The organism is Methanosarcina soligelidi, from assembly GCF_000744315.1.
GTDB lineage: Archaea > Halobacteriota > Methanosarcinia > Methanosarcinales > Methanosarcinaceae > Methanosarcina > Methanosarcina mazei.
In genome coordinates, this window is sequence record NZ_JQLR01000001.1 from 3539759 (window position 1) to 3565263 (window position 25505).

Genomic DNA, 25505 nt, shown 5'->3' on the forward strand with positions numbered 1-25505 from the left:
AATTTCCGGGGAATTTAATAATATCCTTACAGGAAAAATCTAAGAAAACACATATAGCATTAATAAGGCTGCAAATACCGGTGAGAAAATGAGCAAAACAAATTCAGAAACAGGAAATAATTTTGAACAACAGAAACAGGAACTTATCGCAGCCCTGAAAGCCTGCGGAGCTGTCCGTTACGGGGACTTCACACTTGCTTCGGGAAAGAAAAGCAAGTATTATATAGACATCAAGAAAGCCAGCACGGACCCGAAAACCCTGAAAATAATTGCCAGGCAGGCAGCCCTCAGGATAAAAGAAATGGATGTGGATACAGTTGCAGGTGTGGAACTCGGAGGAGTCCCTCTGGCAACCGCTGTTTCCCTGGAGACTGAACTCCCACTTCTGATTGTGAGAAAATCCGTCAAGGACTACGGCACAAAAAGCAGGTTTGTTGGAGACCTGAAACCCGAGGACAGGCTTGTAATGCTTGAAGACGTAACAACCAGCGGGGGCTCGGTGAGAGATGCGATCGAGGTTGTCAGAGAAGCAGGAGCCAGTTTAAAATACGTTATCACAGTAGTGGACAGAGAAGAAGGGGCAGGGGAAAAACTGAAAGAAGCAGATGTCGAACTTGTGCCTCTTGTAAGTGCAAGCGACCTGTTAAAATAAAGAAAGTGCAGTAGCACTTTCCTGAATCTCTATTTAATAAAATTAGGATCCTTATAAATTGAAATAATAATAACAGTAATAATATTGTAATATTATAATAATATTGTAATATTATAATAATATTGTAATATTGTAATATTGTAATAATATTGTAATATTGTAATAATATTGTAATATTGTAATATTGTAATATTACAATAATAATAATAATAATAATAATAATAATAATAATAATAATAATAATAATAATAATAATAATAATAATAATAATAACATTTAAAATTCACCTTCAAAACCTTTTATTGCAGCAGGCAGGCAGTCAAGAACTGATGCAAAACCGGAATGATGAAGGTTTAATACCACAGCGCCGACAATTTCATCGCGAGTTGCGCCTTCGTTCTTTGCCATCATGGCATGCATCTGCACACCTCTTGGGTTTCGGTTAGCTGTCTGGATAGCGATGTTGATTAGCTGCTTTGATTTAGCATCGAGACCTTTTAAAGCCTTTTGCGCTTCAATGAGGTCGTTAAAACGTGCTGCAACTTCCGGGCATTCGTTCTGGAAGATCCCATACGGATTTTGATTCATAGATGTCACCTTTTGAAGAATCTGGTTCATTTTTTATATTTAGTAGATCTCAGATAAATTAGATTTTATGTTTTTATAGATACTTGGAATGTTTCTACTTTTGCTTTCAGTTGATAATCTTAAAGTGTGATTATTCCAATTCTAAACTGATAAAAAGTATTAAGAGAAAGTTATTAAAGAAGATAAAAAACAGAACTCTAAAGAGAAATTAAAACTTGCAGGATTTTTATATAAATAAGAAGCTTAACAATGAGAAGATATTTATCAAAAGAAATAGAGAATTAGGAAATCCTTTATTGTGTTGCTGGCTAAAAATATCATTTATAAAAATGAAAATATTTTTAAATTGAAAGAAAGGTCTTGTGAGTTCCATAATCCATTACCTTTTTTTTCACGATATTTCCTCAAAGGTATTGAGAACAAATTTCAATTGAAAAATAAATTTTTTTGAACAAGGAGAATGAAAATGAAAATTTTGCTTATCGGCGGCGGCGGAAGGGAACACGCCATTGCCGAAGGAATTAAGAAAAGCAAGCATAACCCCATCCTTTATGCGTTAATGGCAAAGAAAAATCCGGGAATTGCCGCCCTCTGTGAGGATTTCCTGCTCGAAAAAGAAACAGAGGTTGAAAAAGTTGTCGAATATGCAAAAGCCAGAAAGATAGAAATGGCTTTTGTGGGGCCTGAAGCTCCCCTTGCAGCAGGAGTTGCAGATGCCCTCTGGGATGCCGGAATTCCCGTTGTAGGACCTAAAAAGGCCTGTGCTGTTATTGAATTTGACAAGGCATGGGCAAGAAATTTCATGAAGAAATACGGGATCGAAGGCTGCCCTGCCTATGAGGTTTTTACGGAAGAAGCTCCTGCACACGCTTTCATTGAAAAACTTGGTGACGTTGCAGTTAAGCCCTCGGGACTTACAGGTGGCAAAGGTGTAAAAGTCATGGGCGACCAGCTACCTGACATCAAAGCTGCCAGGGAATACACAAGCGAGCTTCTGGAAAAGGGACCCGTTGTTATTGAGGAGCGTTTCATAGGAGAAGAATTTACCCTCCAGGCTTTTGTTGACGGAAAGAACCTTGCCTTTTTCCCTGCAGTGCAGGACCATAAGAGGGCTTATGAAGGGGACCTCGGGCCAAATACTGGCGGCATGGGCTCTTACACAGATGCAGGAGAGATCCTTCCTTTCATGCTTCCGGAAGATATCGGTAAGGCAAAAAAGATTATGCAGCATACAGTAACAGCCCTTTGTGAGGAAACCGGAACAGGGTACCAGGGGATTCTTTACGGGCAGTTTATCCTTACATCCAGAGGCCCCAAAGTCGTGGAGTTCAATGCCAGGTTCGGAGACCCTGAAGCCATGAACGTTATCCCCCTTATAGAGACCGATTTTATAGAAATAATGTCTGCCGTGACAAAAGGAACCCTTGGCGACCTGCCTGTGAAGTTCAGCAGGAAAGCTACGGTCTGCAAATACGCAGTTCCTGCAGGCTACCCGGATAACCCGAAAAAAGACAGCGAAGTAATTGTAGGAGATATAGGGGAAGCTTCAGTTTACTATGCAAGTGTGTATGAAAAAGAAGGGAAAATTTACACCACTGCTTCCCGCGCCGTTGCTGTTGTCGGGTGTGCAGAAACAATAGAGGCTGCAGAGAAAGTCGCTCAGAATGCTCTTGAAAATATTCAGGGTGAACTTTTCTTCAGGAGAGATATAGGCACAGCGAGTCTTATCCAGAAAAGAATAGACCATATGAAAGAACTTAGAGGCTGATTGTTAAAAACTATACATAAGTGCCGCATCTAAATATGTGTAAATAAGTACTATGCAGTAATAATAAAGCCTGGAAATAAAACAGAGCCTGGAAATAAAGCCCAGATTTAAAGTTTGGTTTCAGCCAGAAGTTTAAACTCAGCCGTAAAGAAGTCGGGATTTGAGACGATGAAGAGAGATGTACTTTCTATAACTGACCTGTCCAGGGAGGAGATATACGAACTCCTTGAATCGGCAGCGGACCTGAAGAAAAAACGTAAGGCAGGAGAACCTACCGAGTACCTGAAGCACAAAAGCCTTGGAATGATTTTCGAAAAATCCTCTACAAGGACGAGGGTATCCTTTGAGGTTGCAATGAGCGATTTCGGAGGACACGCCCTTTACCTTAACTCCAGGGATATCCAGGTAGGAAGAGGCGAGACAATTGAAGATACAGCGAGGACCCTTTCCGGATACCTGCACGGGATCATGGCAAGGGTTATGAGCCACGACACCGTGGAAAAGCTTGCCAGATTCTCGACCATACCCGTGATAAATGCCCTCTCGGACCGGGAACACCCATGCCAGATCCTTGGCGATTTCATGACCATCATGGAATATAAAAACAGGTTTGAAGGCCTGAAGTTCGCCTGGATAGGAGACGGGAACAATGTCTGCAATTCCGCCCTCCTGGGCTCTGCAATCATGGGAATGGAGTTTGTCATTGCCTGCCCTGAAGGTTACGAACCCGGAGCCGAGTTCCTCGAGAAAGCGAAAGCCCTGGGAGGCAAATTCTCAATAACAGATGACCCCAAAACTGCCGCAAAAGACGCAGATATAATCTATACTGATGTCTGGGTCTCCATGGGGGACGAAGCAGAGCAGGAAAAGCGCCTGAAAGATTTTGGTTCTTTCCAGGTCAACACCGAACTCCTCGGAGTCGCAAAACCGGATGTAATAGTAATGCACTGCCTTCCTGCCAGGAGAGGCCTTGAAATCACGGACGAAGTTATGGACGGCCCAAACTCCGTGATCTTCGAAGAGGCAGAAAACCGCCTTCACGCGCAGAAAGCCCTTATCCTGAAATTGATGAGATAAAATTTCATCAATTTCTCCTCTATATTTCTCCTCTATGATTGAGAGGACTCATATGAAATAAATATATATTAGAAGTTATCGGGTTTTTTCACCTTCCGAGAAGGCTTTCAAGGAAAAAGTATAAGAACAAAGAGCACTACTATGTGCTGCTGAACATAAGCCACATCGTGCGAGAGTTGCCCAGCCAGGTCAAAGGCGCTGGATTCAGAGTCCAGTCTTGTAGGAGTTCGTGCGTTCGAATCGCACCTCTCGCACTTAATTTTTTTGATTAATTCTATGATTTATAAAGCTTCTTGTGAGTTGTGGCAAGATTAATCTCTTAAGCAACGGACTTAAGATCTGTTATCGAAGGATTTCGTGTGTTTGAATCCCACCCCTCGCATTTAAACTCTCTTTTAGTTATTTATTTTAATCCATTCTGAACTATTTTCTCAGATGCCTTTGAATCAGCATTCTGTATAAAAACTGAACCATAAGCTTCCAAAAGACTGTTTATCGCGAAGGAGTTCAGATATTCGAATCTCTTCTCTCGAACTAGAAGTGCAATTGAAAACGACCTGCTCTACACCCGTCCACACTAACAAATACTTTCTTAAATATAAGTAGGGTTTGCAGTTTACACATATAGACATTCTATAAAGAATTTGAATTAAATTATTTGTAAATATTGAAAGAATGTATATTCCACCCATGGGACTGCTTCCTTTCCAAAGTGCCAGAAATTTTTCGATAGAATGTGTACAATTGATGAAGCTCTGAGAGAAAAAACCGTCACCTGTATGCATGTAGTTATCAGTTGCATGAGGAACAGGTGGGTTGGTGCAGATGCCATTACTTGCACCTGCATTGAACATTAATCTATTAAAACAGCTTACTGAGACTTTTGACTCAGAAGCTTAAAAAAGATAATACAGTACTGGCTGAAAATAATAACCGATTTATAGATAGTGCTGTATTCTAAATTTATGAAACTTGAAGAGCGTCTGGAACTCTTTAAAGAAAAGATAAAAACAACGGATTTTCTGGAATGTAAAGGATTGGGAAATGAAATCCCATACTGGATATTTGATTATGAGCCTGATAAAGAGCTTCTAGTCAGAGACACAATTGAAAAGATGGTTACAGGCTTTGAGACCAAATATTCTCTTAAAATAATTGAGATTAACCTGTACGATCTGTGTCTCAAAATACTAAGTCAGAAGCTTAGTGATGAAAAAATAACCCAGTTTGAAAGGAAAAAGGGTTCAGACGCCTTACTTGAGAAGATAAGACTTATTCTTAACCAGGATGCTACAAAGAAAGAAATCTCCGAGATACTTCAGGGAAACTATGATATTATTTTCCTGACAGGAGTGGGAAATGCCTGGCCAATGGTCAGAGCTCATTCTGTCCTTAATAACCTTCATTCCGTTACAGGTAAAAAGCCTCTTGTGATGTTTTATCCTGGAAAATTCAGCGGGCTTGACCTGAGCTTATTTGGAGAATTCAAAAGCAAGAACTACTACAGAGCTTTCCGCTTGATGCCAGAGGCAATGTAAATTTTAGAAATTTGTTCGGGACTACTCTATGGAGAGTTTCAGGTTTTCAGATAACATCCAGAATCTTAAATTTAACTCACATAGAAACTCAATTCAAACTAATATTTATTCAGAGTGCTAAACATGACAGCCACAGAAATAAAAATAGAAGATTTATTCGAAAAAGATATCCGAAGAGATATCAACGGGGTAATAAAGGTTGATCAGGAAGACGAAAGGAGCGTCTATACCGAACTTGATGAGTATGTGGTAACAGGGGAGTCCAGAAAGCATTTTGATACATTTTTCAGAAATTATGCTGCAGCACTTGAAGAACCCACAGACAGAATAGGAGTCTGGATCTCAGGGTTCTTCGGTTCAGGAAAATCACATTTCCTCAAGATCCTTTCATATTTACTGGCAAATAGGGAAGTTCATGGGAAAACGGCACTCGAATTTTTCAGGGAAAAAATAACAGACCCCGCTATTTTTGCCAATATCGAAAAAGCCGTTACTACAGGCACCAAAGATGTTATTCTCTTTAATATTGATTCCAAAGCAAACACTGCAAACAAAGGCGACGAACAGATTGTAAATATCTTCATGAGGGCTTTCAATGATATGAGAGGGTACCTGGGGGATGTTTTCTGGATCGCAGACCTTGAAGAAGACCTTGAAGAAAAAGGGCTTTATGAAGCATTTAAAACCCAATTCGAGCTCATAAACGGAGATCCATGGGAAGAAAGAAGAGTTACCTATAGTTTTGAGCAGGACGATATTATAGAAGCTCTCGAAAACTGTGGCCACATGAGTAAGGAAGCTGCTACCAGGCTGTTTGAAAACGATGGAGCAGGCTATACTTTTAGCGTTGAGAAATTTGCAAATAAGCTCGATAAGTACTGCAAATCGAAAGGAAAAGACCATCAGATAATTTTCCTGGTGGACGAAGTGGGACAGTATATAGGAGAAAACAGCGAGCTGATGCTCAACCTCCAGACCATTGTGGAAGAACTTGGGACTAAACTAAGGGGAAAAGCCTGGGTTGCAGTCACTTCACAGGCTGATATTGATACTGTTACAAAGGAACACGTGAAAAGTTACGACTTTTCCAAGATTCAGGGACGTTTTAACACCAGACTGGGACTTACCAGCGCTAATGTGGACGAGGTTATCAAGAAAAGGATTCTGCATAAGAAAGAGGAATACAGGGACGTTCTGGCTTCTTACTATGCTGAAAAGCAGACAATACTCAGAAATCTGCTTGCTTTTTCAAACCGGGCTGAAATTAAAGTCTACAAAAACGAAGATGACTTTGTAAACGTATATCCTTTTGTCCCCTACCAGTTCAACCTTGTGCAGAAGGTCTTTGACAGGATCAGAGAAACAGGGTTTACGGGCAAACACCTGGCAAAAGGGGAAAGGTCGATGCTCAGCGCCTTTAAAGAGTCTACCGAGAACTACTGCGAAAACAATGTAGGGATGCTGATTCCTTTCCATGCTTTCTATGAGACTATTGAAGGCTTCCTTGACCCGATTATCGCAAGAACAATCTCCCATGCCCGGAAGAACGATTTTCTTAATGACAAAGACTGCGAACTTCTGGAAATCCTGTTTATGATCAGGAGTATTCCGGAAATTGAGCCTAACCTTGACAACCTGATAGTACTCTCCATTTCCTCAGTTGATGAAAATAAGCTCAAACTGAAAGAAAGAATCGTTGAATCCCTGCGGAAACTCGAAGACCAGAACCTGATTAACAAGTCCGAAGACAAGTATTATTTCCTGACAAATGAGGAGCAAGAGATTAACAAGGACATCAAAAGGGTAGAAATCGAAGAGCACCAGATCCTTGAAGAGATCCATACGATGCTTTATGAGCAGAAACAGGGGATCTGCCCGGCATCTCATAAGGACTACAAGTTTAACAGAGCTATTGATAACAGGGAGAAGACTGTCACAGGTGCAGACCTTACAATCAAATTCCTGACCCCTCTTTCAGACCAGTATAACAGTAAAAAAGGAAATCAGCAGTCCCTGAGCGGCGAGAATTTAAGCAATATAGATTCAACGGACACCTTGCTTTTCATACTTCCGGAAGACGAGTTGATCGACCAGATAAGGTCTTACCTGAAAATAGAGAAGTATCTCAAGCAAAACTCCTCAAACCGGAACAATGTGGAAATCCAGAATATTCTTTCCACAAAACAGCAGAATGCTAACAGTGCAAGAGCAAAAGCCCTGGAACTGGTCCAGAAAGGGGTCTCGGATTCAAGGGTTTTTGTTGACAACAAGGAAGTAATCCCTGAGAAATCCAGCCCTAAAGAGCGCATAAAGGAAGGGCTCGACTTACTTATACAGAACGTTTACAACAAAGCCGGATATGTTATAAAGGACTATGAAAACGATAGCGAAGTGCTCAGAGTCCTGCGCTCGGACGACCTTGAGAGGTTCGGAGTTGAAGGCAGTGAAATAAACAGGCTTGCATTAAAGGAGATGCTTGACTACATCCAGCTGAAGTACGGGAGAAGCGGAAGGGTCCTGTTAAGCGATTTAAAGGAACGCTTCATGAAGAAGCCCTATGGCTGGAAAGAAATGACGATTTCAGGGCTTGTGGCAATTCTTTACCTTAGAGAAGAGATCAAACTTCGCTACCAGTCCGAGTACCTGTTTAATGATGCGAGTGCTACGGCAAAGCACCTGACAAGAAGGGATGAAGCTGACAAAGTGGTCATAGAAATCAGGGAAAAGACCGGAGAAGAAGACCTCAAAACCGTAAAGAAGATCCTTTCCGACCTTTTCGAAAAACTGAGCCTGCCGGAAAAAGAAGGCGAACTCTACGAAACTGCAGAGAAAATATTCAGGGAAGAGCTTTCAGCTCTGCAGGTAATCGAAGGAAGATATGAAGAAGAAGGGAGCTTCCCTGGTAGAGCCCGGATAGAAGCCTACAGGAAATTCCTGAAAGAACTGACAGAAAACTCAGACCCTTCATCTTTTTTCAGAGCTGCAGCCTTACGAAAAACCGAATTTGAAGAGCTGCACGCCGATGCAGAGCCTGTGAAGAACTTCTTTAACGGCTCCCAGGTTGAGATCTTCAGGAGGCTTGCCCATAAGTACAGGGATTACTCCAGAAATATCCAGTTCCTCAGTAAAGAAACAAGAGCAGATATTGAAGAAGTTAACAGAATTTTGAACATGGAAGAACCCTACTCTCAGATCCGCCAGCTCCCAGTACTGAAGAAGAGGATAGAAGTTGCAATACAGGATGCCCTTTCTGCCCGGAAAAAAGAGATCAGAGATAACCTTGATGCTGTTACAAAAGAGCTTGAGAGGGAGCTTTCAGACGAAATCTTTTCTGACGATTTCAAGGAAACAGTGCTAAGGCTCTTCAATGTGATAGAAAGGACGATAGAAGATGCTGAGGACTGTGCTCTTGTCCAGAGCCAGGTTCAGATTATAAATTCTCAGAGGGTAGAAGCTTACAGGCAGATGGACCGGGAAAGGCAGACTATCCGGGAAGAGCAGAAGAAGAATGAATATAAGACAAGACCTGAGGCTTTAGATAATCCGGGAACTCCGGCAACAAAATCTGTGGACCACGACACAGGAGCAGAAACAAAAATTGTTCCTCCGGCGGCCCCTCAGAGAAATACTGAAGTTATCAGCAATATAGCATTTTTCAGATGTGGAAAAATGCTGGAAACCGAAGAAGATGTTGAGGAATATATTACACAGCTCAGAGAAAAATTGATGGGAATCCTCAAGGAAAAGAACATAAGGGTGTGAATTACACCCTCTTTTTAATTTTATTGAAACTAATTTATTGAACCTTTTTTATTGAAATCTGCGTTCGTCTGAATCTCAGAGATCTTTTTTGTCTCCATCTTCTATTGTAGATTCATCAAACATTGTAGATTCATCAAACCTAAATTTTTTCATTATCTTTTCCTTTATCTCGTCTGCTTTTGCAGCGTATTCTTCGGCTTCTTTTTTCATGCCCATGCTTGTGAGTAACTTTGAATATTCTGTAAATGCTACTGCCATATCTCCCATGTGTAAGAAATTTTCAGTTTCTTCATCAAGCAGTTTTACGTTTATGGGTATACTTTTTTCAAAGGCTTCTTTTGATTTATCATACTCGTCTGCCAGATGATACGCAATTCCCAGCTGGGTATATAATACACCGATAATTGACTGGTAATCAGGGTTATCGGGATCAGATACTGGATGCTTATTCAGGACAGAGAAGACTGATTTGTAGATCTGGATAGCTGCGTCGTAATTTCCCATGGATTTATGTAATATCCCGCAAAGGGTCCTAATTTCACAGACGGCTTTCCAGTTTTCCGGTTTTTCGGGGTCTTTTTCGTACAGGGCTTCATAGTAATCGCGGAGAAGGACCAGGTATTCTTTTGCAAGACCATAATTCTTTTCATGGATGAGTATAGTTGCTTGCTTCTGGAGGTCAAGAGCAAGAAGGCCTTTCATGAGATCTTTTTCGTTTTCATTCTGCAGGACCTGCCTGAAGACGTCGGCTGATTTTGAATACTGCTGTTTTGCAGGTTCCGGTTTTTCTGCTTTTTCATAAAGCAGCCCCATGTGTTTGAAGGAAAGGGCGAGTTCTTTTTTGTAATCTAAGTTTTCGGGGTTTTCGCTGGCAAGCTGGCGGCTCAGTTCTGTAATGCGCTCACGGTACAGGATTGCATTTTCATATTGTTTTTGCCCTGAAGCCAGGGATTCAAGGTCCCCGAGGGTCTGGATGAGATCTTCTTTGTAAACTGGAACGTCCGGGAACGTTTGTACCACATCTTCAAGGATGCCGAGAGCTTTTTTGTAGTATTTCAGAGCGGTTTCTGGCTCAGGGTCCGAATACTGTTTCCCTATGTAACCCAGGGTATTTGCAATTCCTACTTCATGGTCGATATCTTCGGGATAGGATTCAGACAGTTTTTCATAGGCTTCAAGGCCCTGTTCATAGTACTGTTTTGCAGTTTCCGTTTCCCCTTTTCCTGCGTAAAGGTGTCCGATCCGGTCGAGGGTTGCGGCTATATTTGCTTCGCTCACCTCATCTTCGGGGTCTCTTTCGTGAATATTCCTGTAGATATTGATTTCCTGCATATGGCATTCTTTTGCACGTTCTATGTCCCCTATGTCTTCAAACAGTTTCCCAAGCCCGGTAAAGTCGTCGGAAATTTCATACTGATAATGCAGGTCCTCCGGATTTTTCCCGGCCAATTCTCTGAGAATTTCAAGAGCTTTTCCGGCGTATTGAGCTGCTTTTCCAGAGTCCCCGGCTTCATAAAAGGCCCTTCCGAGCATCCGGTAAACCTTGCCCTGCTGCCGGACGTAAGTAGTATTTCCCGGACTTGCCCGCTGTTTTTTGGAGAGGAAATCAAGGGCCTGGAGGTAGCTTTCTTCGGCTTTTTCGATTTTCCCAAGTTTTGTGTACAGGTCTGCAGAGGTCTCGTATAAGAAAAGAAGATGAGCGGAGACGAGAATGTGTCCCGGTTCTTTTTTGAGGATTCCGGAATAGATTTCTTCTATCTGCCCAAATACCGTGTTTGCGGCTTCGAAGTTCCTGGATAATAGACAATAATTTTTAAATTGTTCGGTCAGCAGCTGCAGTTTCTTAAACAATTCCAGTTTTCCGGGAACCAGTTCAAATAATCTCCCGTAATTCTGCACGATTCTTTCGAAAATCACGGGCTCTTCTTCAAGCTTTTGCGCATCCAGGTGATAGGTCATGATATTTTCCAGGACTTTCAGGTAGTTCTGTATATACTCAGAGTTGTCCGGGACCCGGGCAATGAGCTCGTCATAAGCGGCAAAAATTTTGTCGAAATATTTTTTGTCCCTGTAAAAGTACTCCTCCATTTTAGAAACACTATCTATCTCGGAGAGAGCTTTTATGGTAAAACCAAATGAATTATAGACATAGTACTGATGGACAGGGTTTTCCGGAGCATCCAGAAAGAGCGGCACGGAAAATTCCATTAGCTTCTGGAACTCCTGCAGGGCTTCTTCATTCCTTTGTTCGGCAAGAAAAGCTCTCCCTTTCAACATAAGGATAGAGCACTGGTAGTCCGGTCTTTTTGCCTTATCTAAAAGCTTTTCGGCTTTTGCAAGGTTTTCAAATGCCTTTTTGGTTTTCCCCGTGTTGATCTGGACCAGAGAGGTTTCAAGAATCCGTTGTATTTTATCCGCAAACTGCCTGGACATACACGTAGATTACAATTCAGGTAATAAAAGATATCGTCCAGCCCGGCGACTTCCAAAAAAATAAGCATAAAGCCCGACCCCGCCAAAAAAACCGTACCTTCAATTTGAATTTCAGGCACATCAATCAAAATAAAGATCCCGAACAGGTCAAAACTCAAAAAACTTATAAACCCATCAAATATTATAAGTCATATAAATTTCTCAACCAGTTGAAAAATGAGATCGGGTTCTGGAAATATGGACAAATCAGCAATAATCGAATTCTCAAACAAGGTTCGGGACAAGTTAAACGCAGAAGTAAGAAGCCAGGCAGCCTATTACGGAATTTTACCTGAAGAAATCCATGCCGTGGAAGAACATGCCGATTCAGTTATCATTAACGGCAAAGTCTTCAATTCAAAAATCAAAAACCAGCGCTCTCAGCTTGTAAAGCAGATCAAGGAAAAAGGCTACGAACAGGTAATGGAAGAAGTAACTTATGCCTGGTTCAACCGCCTTGTAGCTCTCAAGTTCATGGAGATGAACGGCTGCCTTCCGGACCAGATAAAAGTTTTCACCTCAACCGACCCGAATAAACCCGAACCCGACATTCTTACAAACGCCCTGAAACTTGACTTTCTGAATCTTAACCGAGATTTAGTTCTTGACCTCAAAGCCGAAAACAAAGATGAAGAACTCTACAAATACCTGATTCTAAAGCTCTGCAATTATCTGAACAAAATAATGCCTTTTCTCTTCGAGAAAATCGAAGACTATACCGAACTCCTTTTCCCTGACAAGCTTCTCCATACCGGCTCTGTCCTGAACGACTTGAACTCAATTATCCCGAACGAGGACTGGCAGGAAGTTGAAATCATAGGCTGGATCTACCAGGACTATATTGCCCCCAAGAAAGACAAAGTCTTTGCCGACCTGAAGAAAAATATTAAGATTAGTAAGGAAAACATCCCTGCTGTTACCCAGCTTTTCACCCCCCACTGGATTGTCCGCTATCTTGTGGAAAACTCCCTGGGACGCCTGTGGATGCTCAACCGTCCGGAATCCAGCCTTGTTGACCGGATGGAGTATTACATAAAGCCGGAACAGCAGGAAACAGATTTTCTGAAAATCAATTCTCCTGAAGAGATCAGGATATGCGACCCTGCCTGCGGTTCGGGGCACATGCTTGTCTATGCTTTTGATCTGCTGTATTCGATTTACGAAGAAGAAGGTTACGCTCCCTCCGAAATTCCGGAACTGATCTTGACCCATAACCTCTTCGGGATCGAGATCGATAAGCGTGCAGGAGAACTTGCAGGCTTTGCGCTGACCATGAAGGCAAGGGGCAAAGACCGCCACTTTTTCAAAAAGCAGATCCAGCCCAATATCTGTATGCTGGAAAACGTTGCTTTTGAGCAGGGAGAACTTAATGCTTACATAGATGCAGTTGGAAGTGAGCTTTTCACCAATGCTCATAGAGCTACTCTGTCCCAGTTTGCAGAAGCCGATAATTTCGGTTCTCTTATAAGGCCGGCTGCAAAGAATGTATCGGATCTTTTACAATTGCTGGAATCGAAAAATCTTTCAGGTAACCTATCCCTTCTTGCAAATCATCAAAACGTTATGAAGGCTCTGAAGCAAGCAGATTACCTAAGTCCGAAATATCATGTTGTCATTGCCAATCCACCATATATGGGTGGTAAAGGCATGAATAACAGGCTGAGAACATTTGCTCAGGACAATTATCCAGATAGCAAATCAGACTGTTTTGCAATGTTTATTGAGCGTGGTTTTAATTTAACCCTTAATCACGGATACAACGCAATGGTTACAATGCAAAGCTGGATGTTCCTATCATCATACGAAAAGCTGAGAGAACGCTTACTGGATGAGGTAACAATTGATTGTATGGTTCACATGGCAAATATGGTGATGGGCATTGCTTTTGGAACGGCAGCAACTGTCTGGAACAAAACAAAGAAACCTGACTTTAGGGGTCATTTTTCGTATGTTTACTATGAGGATTTAACAGAAGAAAATAAACCAAAGCAATTTCCTATGCAGAATGACAGACTTGCTCGCGCCTCCGCCGCCGACTTAAAGAAAATTCCGGGGAGCCCGATTGCTTATTGGGTAAGTGAGAAGATCACAGATATATTTGAACACAATAAGAGACTTGAAAGTATTGCTCCAGTTAAAGTTGGATTGCAAACTGGTAGCAACGATATATTTGTCCGATATTGGTTCGAGGTTTCAGCAAAAAAAACGAGCTTCAGTATAAATAGGAAACATGATTTATCTAGAAAGTGGTTTCCTTATAACAAGGGTGGAGATTATAGAAAGTGGTATGGAAACAATGAAAATATCGTAAACTGGGAAAATGATGGCTATGAAATAAGAAATTTTACGGATCAAAATGGGAAGCTGCGTTCACGACCACAAAATCGTGAACATTATTTCAAGGAATCAATTACTTGGTCTTTTGTAAGTTCATCTTATTTTGGGGTTCGTTATTCAGATTCACAAGCGATATTTGATGTTGGTGGTTCCTCCCTATTCCCATCTTCTCAGAACAAGTATTTTTTAACCGGATTATTATGCTCCAAAATTTCTCATGTTTTTATGAAAACCATGAATCCTACATTAAACTTTCAGGTTGGCAACGTTGCTTTAATTCCTGTGATAGATAAATGCAATATCTCTGATTATGAAGATGTTGTTAAAAGTATTATTGAAATTCATAAATCTGACTGGAACTCCTACGAAACCTCCTGGGACTTCATCACCCTTCCACTTCTCCAACCTGAATTCCACCAGCCAACTCTCAGTGAAACCTACATCAAACTCAGAGCCTATTGGAAAGAAATAACTCTTGAAACACAGAGGCTGGAGGAAGAGAACAACCGTATTTTCATAGAAGCCTACGGTTTGCAGGACGAACTAACTCCAGAAGTTCCGCTTTCTGAAATCACTCTAACATGCAATCCCCATTATCGCTACGCTAACAACAAAACCAAAGAAGAACTGGAAGCTCTGCTCCTGACAGATACCATAAAAGAATTAATTTCCTATTCTGTCGGCTGTATGTTCGGACGATATTCACCTGAAAAGGAAGGGCTGATCCTTGCAAATAAGGGAGAAAAGCTAACTGATTTTAAAGAAAAAGTCCCTGAAGCTACTTTCCTGCCGGATGAAGACAATATTATCCCTATTCTGGACGATGAATACTACACAGACGACATCGTAGGCAGGTTCAAAGAGTTTTTGAAGCTTACTTTTGGAGCGGAAACGCTCTCTGAAAACCTGGACTTTATTGCAGGGGCACTTTCGAAGAAGAATGAAGCTCCTGAAAAGGTTATCCGGAATTATTTCCTGAAAGATTTCTACAGCGATCACGTGAAAATGTATAAGAAAAGGCCGATTTACTGGCTCTTTACTTCTTCAGAAAAAGGAAAAGCTTTCAATGCGCTCGTTTACATGCACAGGTACGATAAAACTACTCTGGCGAAAATGAGGATAGATTATTTGCTGGACTTTGAGTCAAAGCTTGATGCTCAGAGATCGCTTCTGGAAAAGGAAATTACTGAAAATTCTAAGAATAGTGGAAAAGCCGAGTCAGAACTTGCTAAACTTAATAAAAAGATTAATGAGCTCGTGAAGTATGATGAACTGCTAAAAAATAAAGCAGATCAGATGATCGAGATTGATCTGGATGATGGGGTTGTGGAGAATTATAAGAAGTTTGAGGGGTTGGTTGGGAAGATATGAACTTCCATTCCCTTATCAAATCCGGCGAATCCGAAACCCTTGAATTCAAAGAAAAATTCGATGACAGAACCGTAGAATCAGCCGTAGCTTTTGCTAACGCAAAAGGTGGAATGATCCTTATAGGGGTTTCTGATAAAGGAAACATCACCGGAGTAGATGTTGGAAAAGAAACTCTGGCTAAATGGGCAAACCAGGTCTCAGACAAAACCGAACCAAAGCTTATCCCTGAAATAGAGGTGCTTGAATTTGAGGGAAAGAAGGTTGTAGTGGTAAATGTCCCTGAATACCCTATAAAACCCGTATCTGTCCGGGGAAGGTGCTTCAAACGGGTAAATAACAGCAACCGGAGTATGAATTCGCAGGAAATTGCAGAGATGCACCTGCAGTCTACAGGGATGAGCTGGGATAGGTTTCCAGCGGCTGGAAAGTCCCTTGAAGATCTTGACCTTGAAAAGGTCAGCAGATATATCCGAAAGGCAAGAGTATCTGGAAGAAAAGGATTTGGAGAAGAGGAAGACCCTATCCAGGTTCTCAAAAAAATGGAACTTGTAATAGATGGGAAGCCTACATGGGCCGCAGGACTCCTGTTCTGCAAGGATGGAAGGCGTTTTCTCTCCCAGGCTGTAATCCACTGTGGACGGTTCAAGGACCAGACTCTCGTAATTGACGACCGGCTGATTGAGGGTACGCTCTTTGAACAGGTAGAAGAAGCCATGGGTTTTGTCAGGAAGAATACCAGCGTTAAATTCGTAATGACTGGAAAGCCAGAGAGAGAAGAGGTCTGGGACTACCCGTTAGAAGCTATCAGAGAAGCTGTTGTAAATGCGGTTTGCCACAGGGACTATACAGCTCTGGCTCATATTGAGATCCGGATCTATGAAAATGAACTGATAGTATGGAGCCCCGGAGGTCTGCCTCTTGGTCTTACAATGGAAGACCTTTTCAAGCCTCATGCCTCGAAACTGAGGAACAAAGGAATAGCAGAAGTATTCTTTGACACCGGAATAATCGAGCAGTGGGGCAGTGGAATAGAGAAGATGCAAAATTACTGCAGAGAAGCAGGGCTTCCTGAGCCGGTTTTTGAAGAGTATCAGGGCTTTCGTGTGATTTTCAAAAAAGGGATTTTAAATGAAGAATATCTTAGAAATATTGGTCTTAATGAAAGGCAAATTAAGGCTGTACTCCATGTAAAGGAGAAGGGAAAGATTACCAATAAGGAATATCAGGAAATTTGTGAAGTTAAAGAACGGCTTGCGACAATGGAACTCAAAGACCTCGTTGAGAAAGGAATCTTTGAAAAGATAGGGAGTAGGGGAAGGGGAACCCACTACATTATAAATCCTGGGCTCAAGCCACAATAATACCGCATTAATACCGCAAAAACCGCATTAATACCGCATTAATACCGCAAAAACCGCACTAAATAACAAAAAAATATGGGATTGGGTTCAATGAAGTTTCAAAACTCCCAACTCCAGTGAATCAACCGATCCAGTCACCGATCCAGTCATATGACCAGGTTCAAAGATTGTTACTGGCACTTAAAGACGGAGAAAAATCCCCCTATGACCTCCGCAGTACTTTGAATATTAAGCATCGACCTACCTTCAGAGATAATTATCTCCACCCTGCCCTCAATGCAAGATTAATTGAAATGACGATTCCGGAAAAACCCACAAACAACAAACAGAAATACCGCCTGACGGCTAAAGGGAAGGCACTTATAGATAAAGAGGTCACGGAAAGCGAGGAACCAAATCAGAACTCTGGAAAAAAGAGTCTTTGAAAAGGTAGGGAGTAAAGGAAAGGGAACTCGTTAGATTATAAACCTGAGTTCAAGCATCAGTAATACTACATAAATATCTCAAAAGCTTCATTAAAGCCTCATAAGCCGCAAAACTAGAAAACAATAAGTTTGTAAAAGAAAAACAGCCCTAAAGGGACAATGAGGACATAACGAGGCATAAAAAGGGTAAATGCGCCATAATCGCATAAAAGATGCCAAACTAAAGATATTAAAAACCATAATCAATCTAACTTCGCCAGAAACAAATACGCCACAAAAATGCCGACGTCACAATTAGTAAATATGAAATAAAGCTGTATAGTTGGTAAATTGTTTATAGAGAATCCACTGAATATAACGAATCCAATGACAATCAGATCGGGTTTTTCCTTACTTGCTTTTTTATAGATTCCTTGAAGCTCTGTAGTACAATTTCGCACGCTTGATTTAATTTATCTTGGTAAACTTTTTGTTTGGACAATTGAATATTACCGTCAATTAAATAATGTGCTATAGTGTGACAAAATGTCTTCTTTTTGTTTTCGAGATCGTTCTCACTTCTTTTTTCGAAATATGGAGAGTTAAAACAAATATAGTCAATCATATTTAGGGTTATATCTTTTGTTCTCATGCAATTATCAGATAACACTACATATGGTTCAAATAACTCATATATCCCGTGAGCATATTCATGAAGTATACAGAATAGTATTAAATCGCTCCCTTTATTTAGGCAATTCTTGTTGACTCTTATCACAATTGTTCCATAATGACTCGATATTTTATCATATGTCTCTTTATCATATGTTGCTATTGAAGTAAAATAATAGTTAATAGAAATCCTTTTTTTAGATCGATCGAATAAAGGGAAAGATTCCAATTCGACAATATAAGGGAAAATAAGGCTTTTATTTATTAATATTTGTTCAGCTTTTTGTTTTGCGGTTTCAAATGTCTGGATTTTTTCTCTTTCTGGCATTAAGTATGTAGTACAGGCATCTTTTATTGTCCGTAAAAACAGTTTCATACCCTTCATTCCTTAAAATATTTACTATTGTAATATATCTTTTAATCATACAAATAATATTTGAAGAGTAGTTGCAGAATGGTTGTTTCTAAATGTACAACTCTCATTAAAAGCACGTCCTGTCCAGAAGACAACAATTTTTAACAATTTTAGCACAAGTATATGATGTTATGTAGTAATTAATTTATTTTGACTCTAGTATTATTTGCATGCGATATGCGACCGACCAACTTACAAAGTTAGTAAAATCTTTTAAAAATCAAAGAGTATTTCAGGAATAAAGTATCTAAATCTGTAGTTCTCAATTAAGCCTTTCCAGAATATTTCCAGAATAACAGCAGGATATGGATTTTCATGGTCAATGTAGAAAAAACCAGTAATAGTATACTCAAAAAATTTTCTCCTTCAGAACTGAAAGACTATGAGAAAAGAAAAATCGTTTTCTGGTACGACAGGGATAAAACTGCCTGGGATCAGGAGAAGAATGCTCCCGGAGAAGAGCTTGAAGAAATAATACAGATTCTGAAAGAAAACAACATCAAATTCCATACCCTTGACAATAATTACTTTGAAACCAAAAAACTTCTTGAAATTGAAGATATGGTATCAAATTATTTAATCTACTGTCCAGACAAAGAAAGATCACACGAATCTAACTGGCTTTTTGATATCCAGCTATATTCTTCTAGATTCGAAAATAGCCGGATTTCAGACATCAAGAGCGAATTTGAGATTGATGGACATGAGCTGGATGACTTCTTCACCGAATATGAGAAATTTTTCGGCAACCAGAAAGAAAGAGTTCAGCCTTTAAAGAAGCTCCACCAGAAAGACTGGCGCGAAAAAGAGTTCATTCTGGGCATGCTGGCTGTTTTCTCAAAAACGCAGGCTCCTGAGTTTAAGCAGATTGTAAGGGACATCATGCTTAAATCCTTGGATGAAGCTGAAAATTCTATCTGGGAGAATATATCAAAGTTCGGGCTGGAGGAAAATTTCTGGGAACTTTCTGAAAATGACTTCGGATTTTCGGTAAAGAATCCTACACTGAAGAAACTTTTCCTTAGCTTCCTGATCACACACATGAAGCGGTATTCCGGAATTTCCCTTTCAGGTTACGACCAGTATGTGAATAGAAAAGAAAACGAGTGTCAGATCTTCCTCAAACACTGGATGGACAGCTCACGGGATTCCAAAACATTTGAAAAATACACAAGAGATATCCTTGCAGAAAACGGCCAGGATCTGGAAAAGAACCTGCAGGCAGCACTGGATAAAAGAGATGCACAGACATATCTTGAAGCTGAAGCTGTTGAGACATTTGACAAAGCTCTAATTGTTCACATACTCAAATCCCTGAACAGTCCTGTAGATTCAACAGAAGAGGATTTTAAAAACTACCTTTCCTGGATCGATACCCGCCGGACAAAGCACTGGTTTTCAGAGTATGAGAATATCTATAACGCACTTGAACATGCAGTTAAGCTCTTCCAATTTTCTCTGAACTATTATGAAAATCCAAGAGCATCTAAAGCACTTGAAAACACTCCCAGCTTATACGAGTTATTCAAAGCGTATGCTGAGACTTACTACCAGATCGATTATCTCTACAGGAAATTTTACTATTACTATGACAAAGAGCAGGAAAAAGATATCCTTAAGAAGAATCTCAGGCCACAGGTTGAAGACCTTTACACCAACAAGCTGCTCGGAAAATTGTTATTGAAATGGAGTAGTCTTATTGAATCCGATCTTAAAGGGCAGTGGAAGATCGAGCTTGCAGAAAGCCAGAAGAGTTTTTACAAACAGCATGTAGCAAATAAGATCCTGCAAAAGGATGATCGGAGTAAAGTTGCAGTCATAATCTCCGATGCACTTCGCTACGAAGCAGCCGCAGAGCTTTTTGAAATCCTCAACAAAGATACCTGGGGACTTCCCGAACTCAGCTACATGGCAGGAGTTTTACCCTCATACACAAAGCTTGGAATGGCAAGTTTGCTTCCTCATAATGCTCTGGAATATAAAGGGAGAGAAATTTTTGTAGACGGTGTAAGTTCTGAGGGGCTTGAAAAAAGGAATAAAATCCTGCAAAGTAAATATGAAGATTCACTTGCATTTAATTATGAAGACTTCATGAGGTACAGCCGAGAAGAGGCAAGAGAACTCATCAAGGGAAAAAGAGTCCTTTACATATACCACAATAAAATAGATTCAACTGGGGATAAACAGTCCTCGGAAAATAGTGTTTTCAGTGCCGTTGAAGAAACAATTCAAGAGATCAAGAAACTTGTCAAGCATTTGAGTGATACTTTAAACACCACAAATATCATTGTCACAGCAGATCACGGTTTTCTTTACAGAAGAGACAATATGGAAAGTGTAGATAAAGTAGATACCTCATTATTTGACAAATCTCGCATAATTGACACAACAAAGAGATTTATCCTGAGTGACCAGGAACTTGCACAGGATAATTCACTGGATAACATACACAGCTTTGACATGCGCCATATTCTCGGGCAGAACCACACTCCCCTTTTTGCCTATATCCCTAAAGCAGATCTCAGGTTCAAGCTTCAGGGAGGTGGGCTCAATTTCGTGCACGGAGGAGCTTCTCCTCAGGAAATTGTTATTCCAGTTCTGACATATAACCATAGGCGGAATGAAAAGGCTATTGATAAGAAGGGTATCAAGCACGGTAAAGTCAATGTCTCGGTAATAAACGACCGGAAAAAGATTACAAGTAACAAGTTTAAAGTAAAGATTTTCCAAACCGAAAAAGTTACTGATAAAATGGAACCCCGCACCATAAAAGTTTCTCTATGGGATGTTAATGGTGGGCAGGAAAAAGTAGTCAGTGATGAAAAAATTATTATTGCCAATAACGAATCCGACGAGCCCGAAGAAAGACAGTACACTGTGATGCTTACTCTTGGAAGCAATCTCGAGAATAAAACATACTACCTCAAATTAATTGACGGAGATAAAAACGAAATCAAAGAGGTTGCACGGATTCCATTCGAACTTGACCTTCTGATTGGCGACTTTGATGACTTCTAAGTTGAAAAATAAATTATGCTCAAAAATTCGGGATAAAAAGAGTGTAGGGATATTGTAATTGGGACAGGATAAAAATGACCGAAGAATTTCTTGGGACAGCAAGCCTCGAAACCGACAGAAAATTAATCCAGCATTTTCCTGGCAGAGTTGTACGAAAAGACCTTACAAAATTGCTGAAAGTTGGGCATAACGTCCCTGTCTATGTGCTGGAATATCTTCTCGGCTCTTACTGCGCTGACGATGATGAAGAAGTGATTCAGGAAGGCATCCAGATAGTAAAAAGTATCCTGTCCCAGAACTATGTCCGGCCAGATGAAGCCGAAAAGATCAAGTCAAGGATCCGTGAGACGGGCTACTATACGGTTATTGACAAAATCACGGTCATGCTCAATGAAAGGAGAGATATCTACGAAGCTGAGTTCTCCAACCTTGGGCTCAAAAACATTGAAATTGACTCTGATTATGTCATAAAATACGACAAGCTTCTAGGCGGTGGAATCTGGTGCATGATCAAGATGGAATACTCAACAGAATCAGCTTCTTCGCCATTCATTATCTCTAGTTTAAAACCCATCCAGATCCCAAACGTGAATATCCAGGAGATCCTAGCTGAAAGAAAGAACTTCACCAAAGATGAGTGGATTGACGTTCTGATGAGAAGCATTGGGATGGAGCCTACCCAGCTTGAAACTTCCACAAAGTGGCATATGCTCGAAAGGCTTGTTCCTCTTGTCGAAAATAATTATAACCTCTGCGAACTCGGCCCGAAAAGTACTGGAAAATCTCATGTTTACAAGGAAATATCCCCAAACACCATCCTGATGTCCGGAGGGCAGACCACAGTTGCAAACCTTTTCTACAACATGGGCACCCGACAGATAGGGCTTGTTGGGTTCTGGGACGTTGTGGCGTTTGACGAGGTTGCAGGAATCCGTTTCAAAGACAAGGACGGAATACAGATCCTTAAAGACTATATGGCCTCAGGCTCCTTTGCGAGGGGAAAAGAGCAAAAGAACGCAAACGCTTCCATTGTTTTTGTTGGAAATGTCAACCAGAGTATTGAGTCCTTATTAAAGACTTCACACCTGTTCTCTCCCTTCCCGGAAGCCATGAACAGCGATACCGCCTTTTTCGACAGGATGCACTATTACCTCCCTGGCTGGGAAATCCCGAAGTTCAGGCCTGAACACTTTACGGACAGGTATGGATTCATAGTTGACTATATTGCAGAATTCTTCAGGGAAATGAGGAAGAGGTCCTACGCCGACAACATAAACAGATTCTTTAAGCTAGGGAACAACCTGAACCAGCGTGATGTGATCGCCGTTAAAAAGACCTTCTCAGGTCTTATGAAACTCATTTACCCGGATGAGAATATCACCAGGGAACAGGCGCAGGAGATCCTTGAGTATACCCTCGTTGGAAGAAGGCGCGTGAAAGAGCAGCTTAAAAAAATAGGAGGGATCGAGTTCTTCGATGTCAATTTCTCCTATATTGACAATGAAAACCTGAAAGAATCCTTCGTGTCCGTCCCAGAAAGCGGTGGAAACAAGATTATCCCTGCAGGTATCACAAAACCTGGTGAAGCCTATGCTGTTGGAGCTACCGAATCTGGTAAAATTGGGATTTACAAGTTTGAAGTTCAGGTAGTTGCAGGCTCGGGAAAATATGAAAAATCAGGTACAGGCTCAAATACTCAGACAAAGGAATCCATAAAAACGGCATTCAATTACTTCAAAGCCAATGCAAAATCCATAAGTCAGAGCATATCTGTAAAAGAAAAGGATTACTTTTTGCACGTCCAGGACCTTTACGGAGTTGGCATGTCAGAAGAACTTGCCCTTCCAGCCTTCATCAGCCTCTGCTCCGGCGCATTGGAAAGGTCACTTCAGGAACAGACTGCAATTCTAGGGAGTATGACAATCGGCGGCTCTGTAGGTATACTTGAAAATCTTGCTGGTCTTTTGCAGGTCTGCCTTGATGCAGGGGCAAAGAGGGTAATGATTCCAATTTCTTCTGCAGGAAAGATTGCAACAGTGCCACCGGATCTTTTCAGTAAGTTCCAGATTTCGTTTTATGAGGATCCTATAGATGCAGTGTACAAGTCGATGGCGCTGATTTAATTTATTGAAGTAAACTTCAGAAGATCGCAGGCACAAATTAACTCTATATTTTTTGCAAATGTGGAGACTTACTCATTTTTCTAAATGGCAGTAGGATTTTGAACTTACACACTTGAAATGAAAAAACAAGCTCAATAGACTTTATGGTTTAAATCATTATTTTGCATAGTTAAAGGTTTAAAACTATTGTTTCTCAGTTCAATTTTGTAAATCCTAAGAGATTAAGATTAGGAAAAAATTTTGTGAGAACATTTCTTAGATCTTTTCTGAACTCAGACCACTCTTTCTCATTTGTCAAGTCGTATGATAGCTTTATCGATGTAATATAGAGCGGCACACTTCTTTTTCCTTCATTTTCCAGGTTATAATAAAAAGTCCTTTGCTCTTTTAATTCAGTATCTGGGTAAAGGAGCATCGAACTAATAGCATCTTTTTTTGTCACATACGCATACATTTGGTACATATCAGCCTGTGACACTCCATATTTGCGTTTTTCGTCATCCAGAAGCTTATATTTAGTATCAATGATTGCAACATCTGGCCCTCTTTTAATAACAATATCCGGCTGTAGGTTGAACACGCCAGAGCCATCCTCAGAGCTAGCTAATTTACCGATATATTGCTGTGTTGAGACCGAAGTTTGCGGGCCAAAGAAATAATCTGGGTCCTCTTTTATCACTTTAGCTATGAATTCTTCAAAAAGAGTTTCCATAGGTATTAGAAGAGAAAATGTCTCCACATCTGAAGCTTGAAGAGTAAGCGTGGAATGGGAGAGAAATATCCGGCATATTCTGATAAACGGCTCGAACTTTCTGTTTAACCTAGTGTCATGACCATTTAATTATTTCACATAATACTTTGACATTTTCTCATCTGCATTCTTCCTTGTAAACTTCCATTCAATTTTCCTTTTGTGTTCATTCCTTCTCTTTGTCCATGAATCCACTTCATTTTTAAGCGTCTCGATGTCCCCGATCCTTCTTCCTGTACATTCGATATCCATGACATTGATCTCGATTTCAGCAGCATTGAGCCAGCTTGCATGTTTTGGCGTGTAATGGAACTCTATCTTGTCCAGAATCTTCTTTGCTTCCTCTTCTGAGAATGCTTCGTAGAATGACTTCTCTTTATGGATATTGAGATTATCCGTAACCAGTCTGATGACTTCTGCTTCAGAATATTCTTCTGTGACAAGAATCTTCATGAATTGTGCAAAATCCTTCATTGTTCTTCTTTTGGTTACCTGAGTTACCCTTTTTCCTGCTTTGAACTCTACCGCCATGAATATGTTTGCTGTTCCGTTTCTGACATACTCATAATCATATTTTTCTGAACTTCCAAGCTTCATAGGAATGCTCATTCTTTTATCCCTGAGCAGTTGCTTAGGCTTCTCGTCAAGACAGATAAGAGGTTTTTTAGGATCATAATCCTCTTCATACAGACTAAGAATGTCATACATCCTGTCTCTATATTCAGTATCGATAGTCTGAATACACCACATCCGTCTTAACCAAGGTTTAGTTTTGCTTTTTTCAAAATAAGCCTGACACTCTCTTTACCTATAGTTTCAAATCCTTCTTTTTTCCTAAGTTCTTCAGTAAGCAGGGAAAGAGACCATCTTTTGCTTCCATCAGGGGAACTGCTGCAGGCTAAAGCGATTACTTCTGCAACATGTTTTTCAGTGTATTTTATAGGTTGACCAGATCTCGATTTGTCAAAAAGAGCATTGGGGAGACCTTCATCAAGGTATCTTTTCCGTATATTCAAAGTGGTACTCCTGGAAATACCTAATATTTTCACGATTTCAGTGATTTCTGTTTGCTGGTTTGATAGAAGGAGAATACGGGCTCGAGTTAGTTCTCTTGCGCTTTTACGTCCTTTTCTCACAAAATCCTGAAGGAAATTTACTTCATTATCTGCAAGTTGAATCTGTAGCATGAAGGTATA

The 25505-nt window shown here is 40.6% G+C and carries 13 protein-coding genes, 1 tRNA gene and 2 pseudogenes; 11 read left to right on the forward strand and 5 right to left on the reverse strand.

Features of this window, described 5'->3' with window-relative positions:
• The first annotated feature begins 88 nt into the window (after positions 1–88).
• A complete protein-coding gene (gene pyrE / locus M886_RS15200) occupies positions 89–652 on the forward strand; it encodes an orotate phosphoribosyltransferase (protein WP_011032096.1) in 564 nt (187 codons plus the stop codon).
• A gap of 276 nt (positions 653–928) precedes the next feature.
• On the opposite strand, the gene M886_RS15205 is transcribed toward pyrE, so the two are convergent.
• A complete protein-coding gene (locus tag M886_RS15205) occupies positions 929–1240 on the reverse strand; it encodes a carboxymuconolactone decarboxylase family protein (protein ID WP_048051435.1) in 312 nt (103 codons plus the stop codon).
• A gap of 466 nt (positions 1241–1706) precedes the next feature.
• Here M886_RS15205 and purD point away from each other — a divergent pair, with 466 nt between their 5' ends.
• The 5 genes from purD to brxC all read left to right on the forward strand — a co-directional run bounded on the left by purD (position 1707) and on the right by brxC (position 9385).
• Positions 1707–3008, forward strand: a complete 1302-nt coding sequence (purD, locus tag M886_RS15210; RefSeq protein WP_048051436.1) for a phosphoribosylamine--glycine ligase — start codon at positions 1707–1709, stop codon at positions 3006–3008.
• 168 nt (positions 3009–3176) lie between these two features.
• Positions 3177–4085, forward strand: coding sequence for an ornithine carbamoyltransferase (gene argF / locus M886_RS15215; RefSeq protein ID WP_011032099.1), 909 nt, complete (start codon positions 3177–3179; stop codon positions 4083–4085).
• A gap of 169 nt (positions 4086–4254) precedes the next feature.
• Positions 4255–4339, forward strand: a tRNA-Leu gene (locus M886_RS15220).
• Between the two features lie 711 nt (positions 4340–5050).
• Positions 5051–5623: a DUF1788 domain-containing protein gene (locus M886_RS15225; protein ID WP_011032107.1), complete on the forward strand. Its 573-nt coding sequence runs from the start codon at positions 5051–5053 to the stop codon at positions 5621–5623.
• Positions 5624–5746: 123 nt separating this feature from the next.
• Positions 5747–9385 carry a BREX system P-loop protein BrxC gene (gene brxC / locus M886_RS15230; RefSeq protein WP_048037387.1) on the forward strand — a complete coding sequence of 1213 codons (3639 nt, stop codon included), beginning with the start codon at positions 5747–5749 and terminating at the stop codon, positions 9383–9385.
• 75 nt (positions 9386–9460) lie between these two features.
• Here brxC and M886_RS15235 read toward each other — a convergent pair whose 3' ends face one another.
• The gene (locus tag M886_RS15235) at positions 9461–11818 is read right to left on the reverse strand and encodes a tetratricopeptide repeat protein (RefSeq protein WP_048037386.1); all 2358 of its coding nucleotides are present in this window, start codon (positions 11816–11818) and stop codon (positions 9461–9463) included.
• A 237-nt stretch (positions 11819–12055) separates the two neighbouring features.
• Between M886_RS15235 and pglX the strand changes: the two genes are divergently transcribed.
• The 3 genes from pglX to M886_RS15250 all read left to right on the forward strand — a co-directional run bounded on the left by pglX (position 12056) and on the right by M886_RS15250 (position 17351).
• A complete protein-coding gene (gene pglX, locus M886_RS15240; protein ID WP_048041776.1) occupies positions 12056–15565 on the forward strand; it encodes a BREX-1 system adenine-specific DNA-methyltransferase PglX in 3510 nt (1169 codons plus the stop codon).
• Complete coding sequence (locus M886_RS15245; RefSeq protein WP_048051437.1) at positions 15562–16926, forward strand: AlbA family DNA-binding domain-containing protein; 1365 nt, start codon at positions 15562–15564, stop codon at positions 16924–16926. The genes pglX and M886_RS15245 overlap by 4 nt, the downstream gene beginning before the upstream one ends.
• A gap of 116 nt (positions 16927–17042) precedes the next feature.
• Positions 17043–17351, forward strand: coding sequence for a Fic family protein (locus M886_RS15250; RefSeq protein WP_327036898.1), 309 nt, complete (start codon positions 17043–17045; stop codon positions 17349–17351).
• Between the two features lie 373 nt (positions 17352–17724).
• Here M886_RS15250 and M886_RS15255 read toward each other — a convergent pair whose 3' ends face one another.
• Positions 17725–18378 carry a hypothetical protein gene (locus M886_RS15255; protein WP_048051438.1) on the reverse strand — a complete coding sequence of 218 codons (654 nt, stop codon included), beginning with the start codon at positions 18376–18378 and terminating at the stop codon, positions 17725–17727.
• Between the two features lie 354 nt (positions 18379–18732).
• On the opposite strand from M886_RS15255, the gene pglZ reads away from it, so the two are divergent.
• Positions 18733–21435, forward strand: a complete 2703-nt coding sequence (gene pglZ / locus M886_RS15260; protein WP_048051439.1) for a BREX-1 system phosphatase PglZ type A — start codon at positions 18733–18735, stop codon at positions 21433–21435.
• Positions 21436–21509: 74 nt separating this feature from the next.
• Positions 21510–23558 (forward strand): protease Lon-related BREX system protein BrxL, encoded by a 2049-nt coding sequence (gene brxL / locus M886_RS15265; RefSeq protein WP_048051440.1) that lies wholly within the window; start codon positions 21510–21512, stop codon positions 23556–23558.
• A gap of 193 nt (positions 23559–23751) precedes the next feature.
• On the opposite strand, the pseudogene M886_RS15270 reads toward brxL, so the two are convergent.
• Both M886_RS15270 and M886_RS18095 read right to left on the reverse strand, forming a co-directional pair.
• A pseudogene (locus M886_RS15270) lies at positions 23752–24372 on the reverse strand (5-methylcytosine restriction system specificity protein McrC); the annotation flags it as partial.
• Positions 24373–24399: 27 nt separating this feature from the next.
• A pseudogene (locus tag M886_RS18095) lies at positions 24400–25496 on the reverse strand (IS630 family transposase).
• Positions 25497–25505: the final 9 nt, after the last annotated feature.

Coding starts and splice junctions, on each gene's coding strand:
- pyrE (WP_011032096.1), top strand. CDS start 89: ATGAGCAAAACAAATTCAGAAACAGGAAATAATTTTGAACAACAGAAA.
- M886_RS15205 (WP_048051435.1), bottom strand. CDS start 1,240: ATGAATCAAAATCCGTATGGGATCTTCCAGAACGAATGCCCGGAAGTT.
- purD (WP_048051436.1), top strand. CDS start 1,707: ATGAAAATTTTGCTTATCGGCGGCGGCGGAAGGGAACACGCCATTGCC.
- argF (WP_011032099.1), top strand. CDS start 3,177: ATGAAGAGAGATGTACTTTCTATAACTGACCTGTCCAGGGAGGAGATA.
- M886_RS15225 (WP_011032107.1), top strand. CDS start 5,051: ATGAAACTTGAAGAGCGTCTGGAACTCTTTAAAGAAAAGATAAAAACA.
- brxC (WP_048037387.1), top strand. CDS start 5,747: ATGACAGCCACAGAAATAAAAATAGAAGATTTATTCGAAAAAGATATC.
- M886_RS15235 (WP_048037386.1), bottom strand. CDS start 11,818: ATGTCCAGGCAGTTTGCGGATAAAATACAACGGATTCTTGAAACCTCT.
- pglX (WP_048041776.1), top strand. CDS start 12,056: ATGGACAAATCAGCAATAATCGAATTCTCAAACAAGGTTCGGGACAAG.
- M886_RS15245 (WP_048051437.1), top strand. CDS start 15,562: ATGAACTTCCATTCCCTTATCAAATCCGGCGAATCCGAAACCCTTGAA.
- M886_RS15255 (WP_048051438.1), bottom strand. CDS start 18,378: ATGAAACTGTTTTTACGGACAATAAAAGATGCCTGTACTACATACTTA.
- pglZ (WP_048051439.1), top strand. CDS start 18,733: ATGGTCAATGTAGAAAAAACCAGTAATAGTATACTCAAAAAATTTTCT.
- brxL (WP_048051440.1), top strand. CDS start 21,510: ATGACCGAAGAATTTCTTGGGACAGCAAGCCTCGAAACCGACAGAAAA.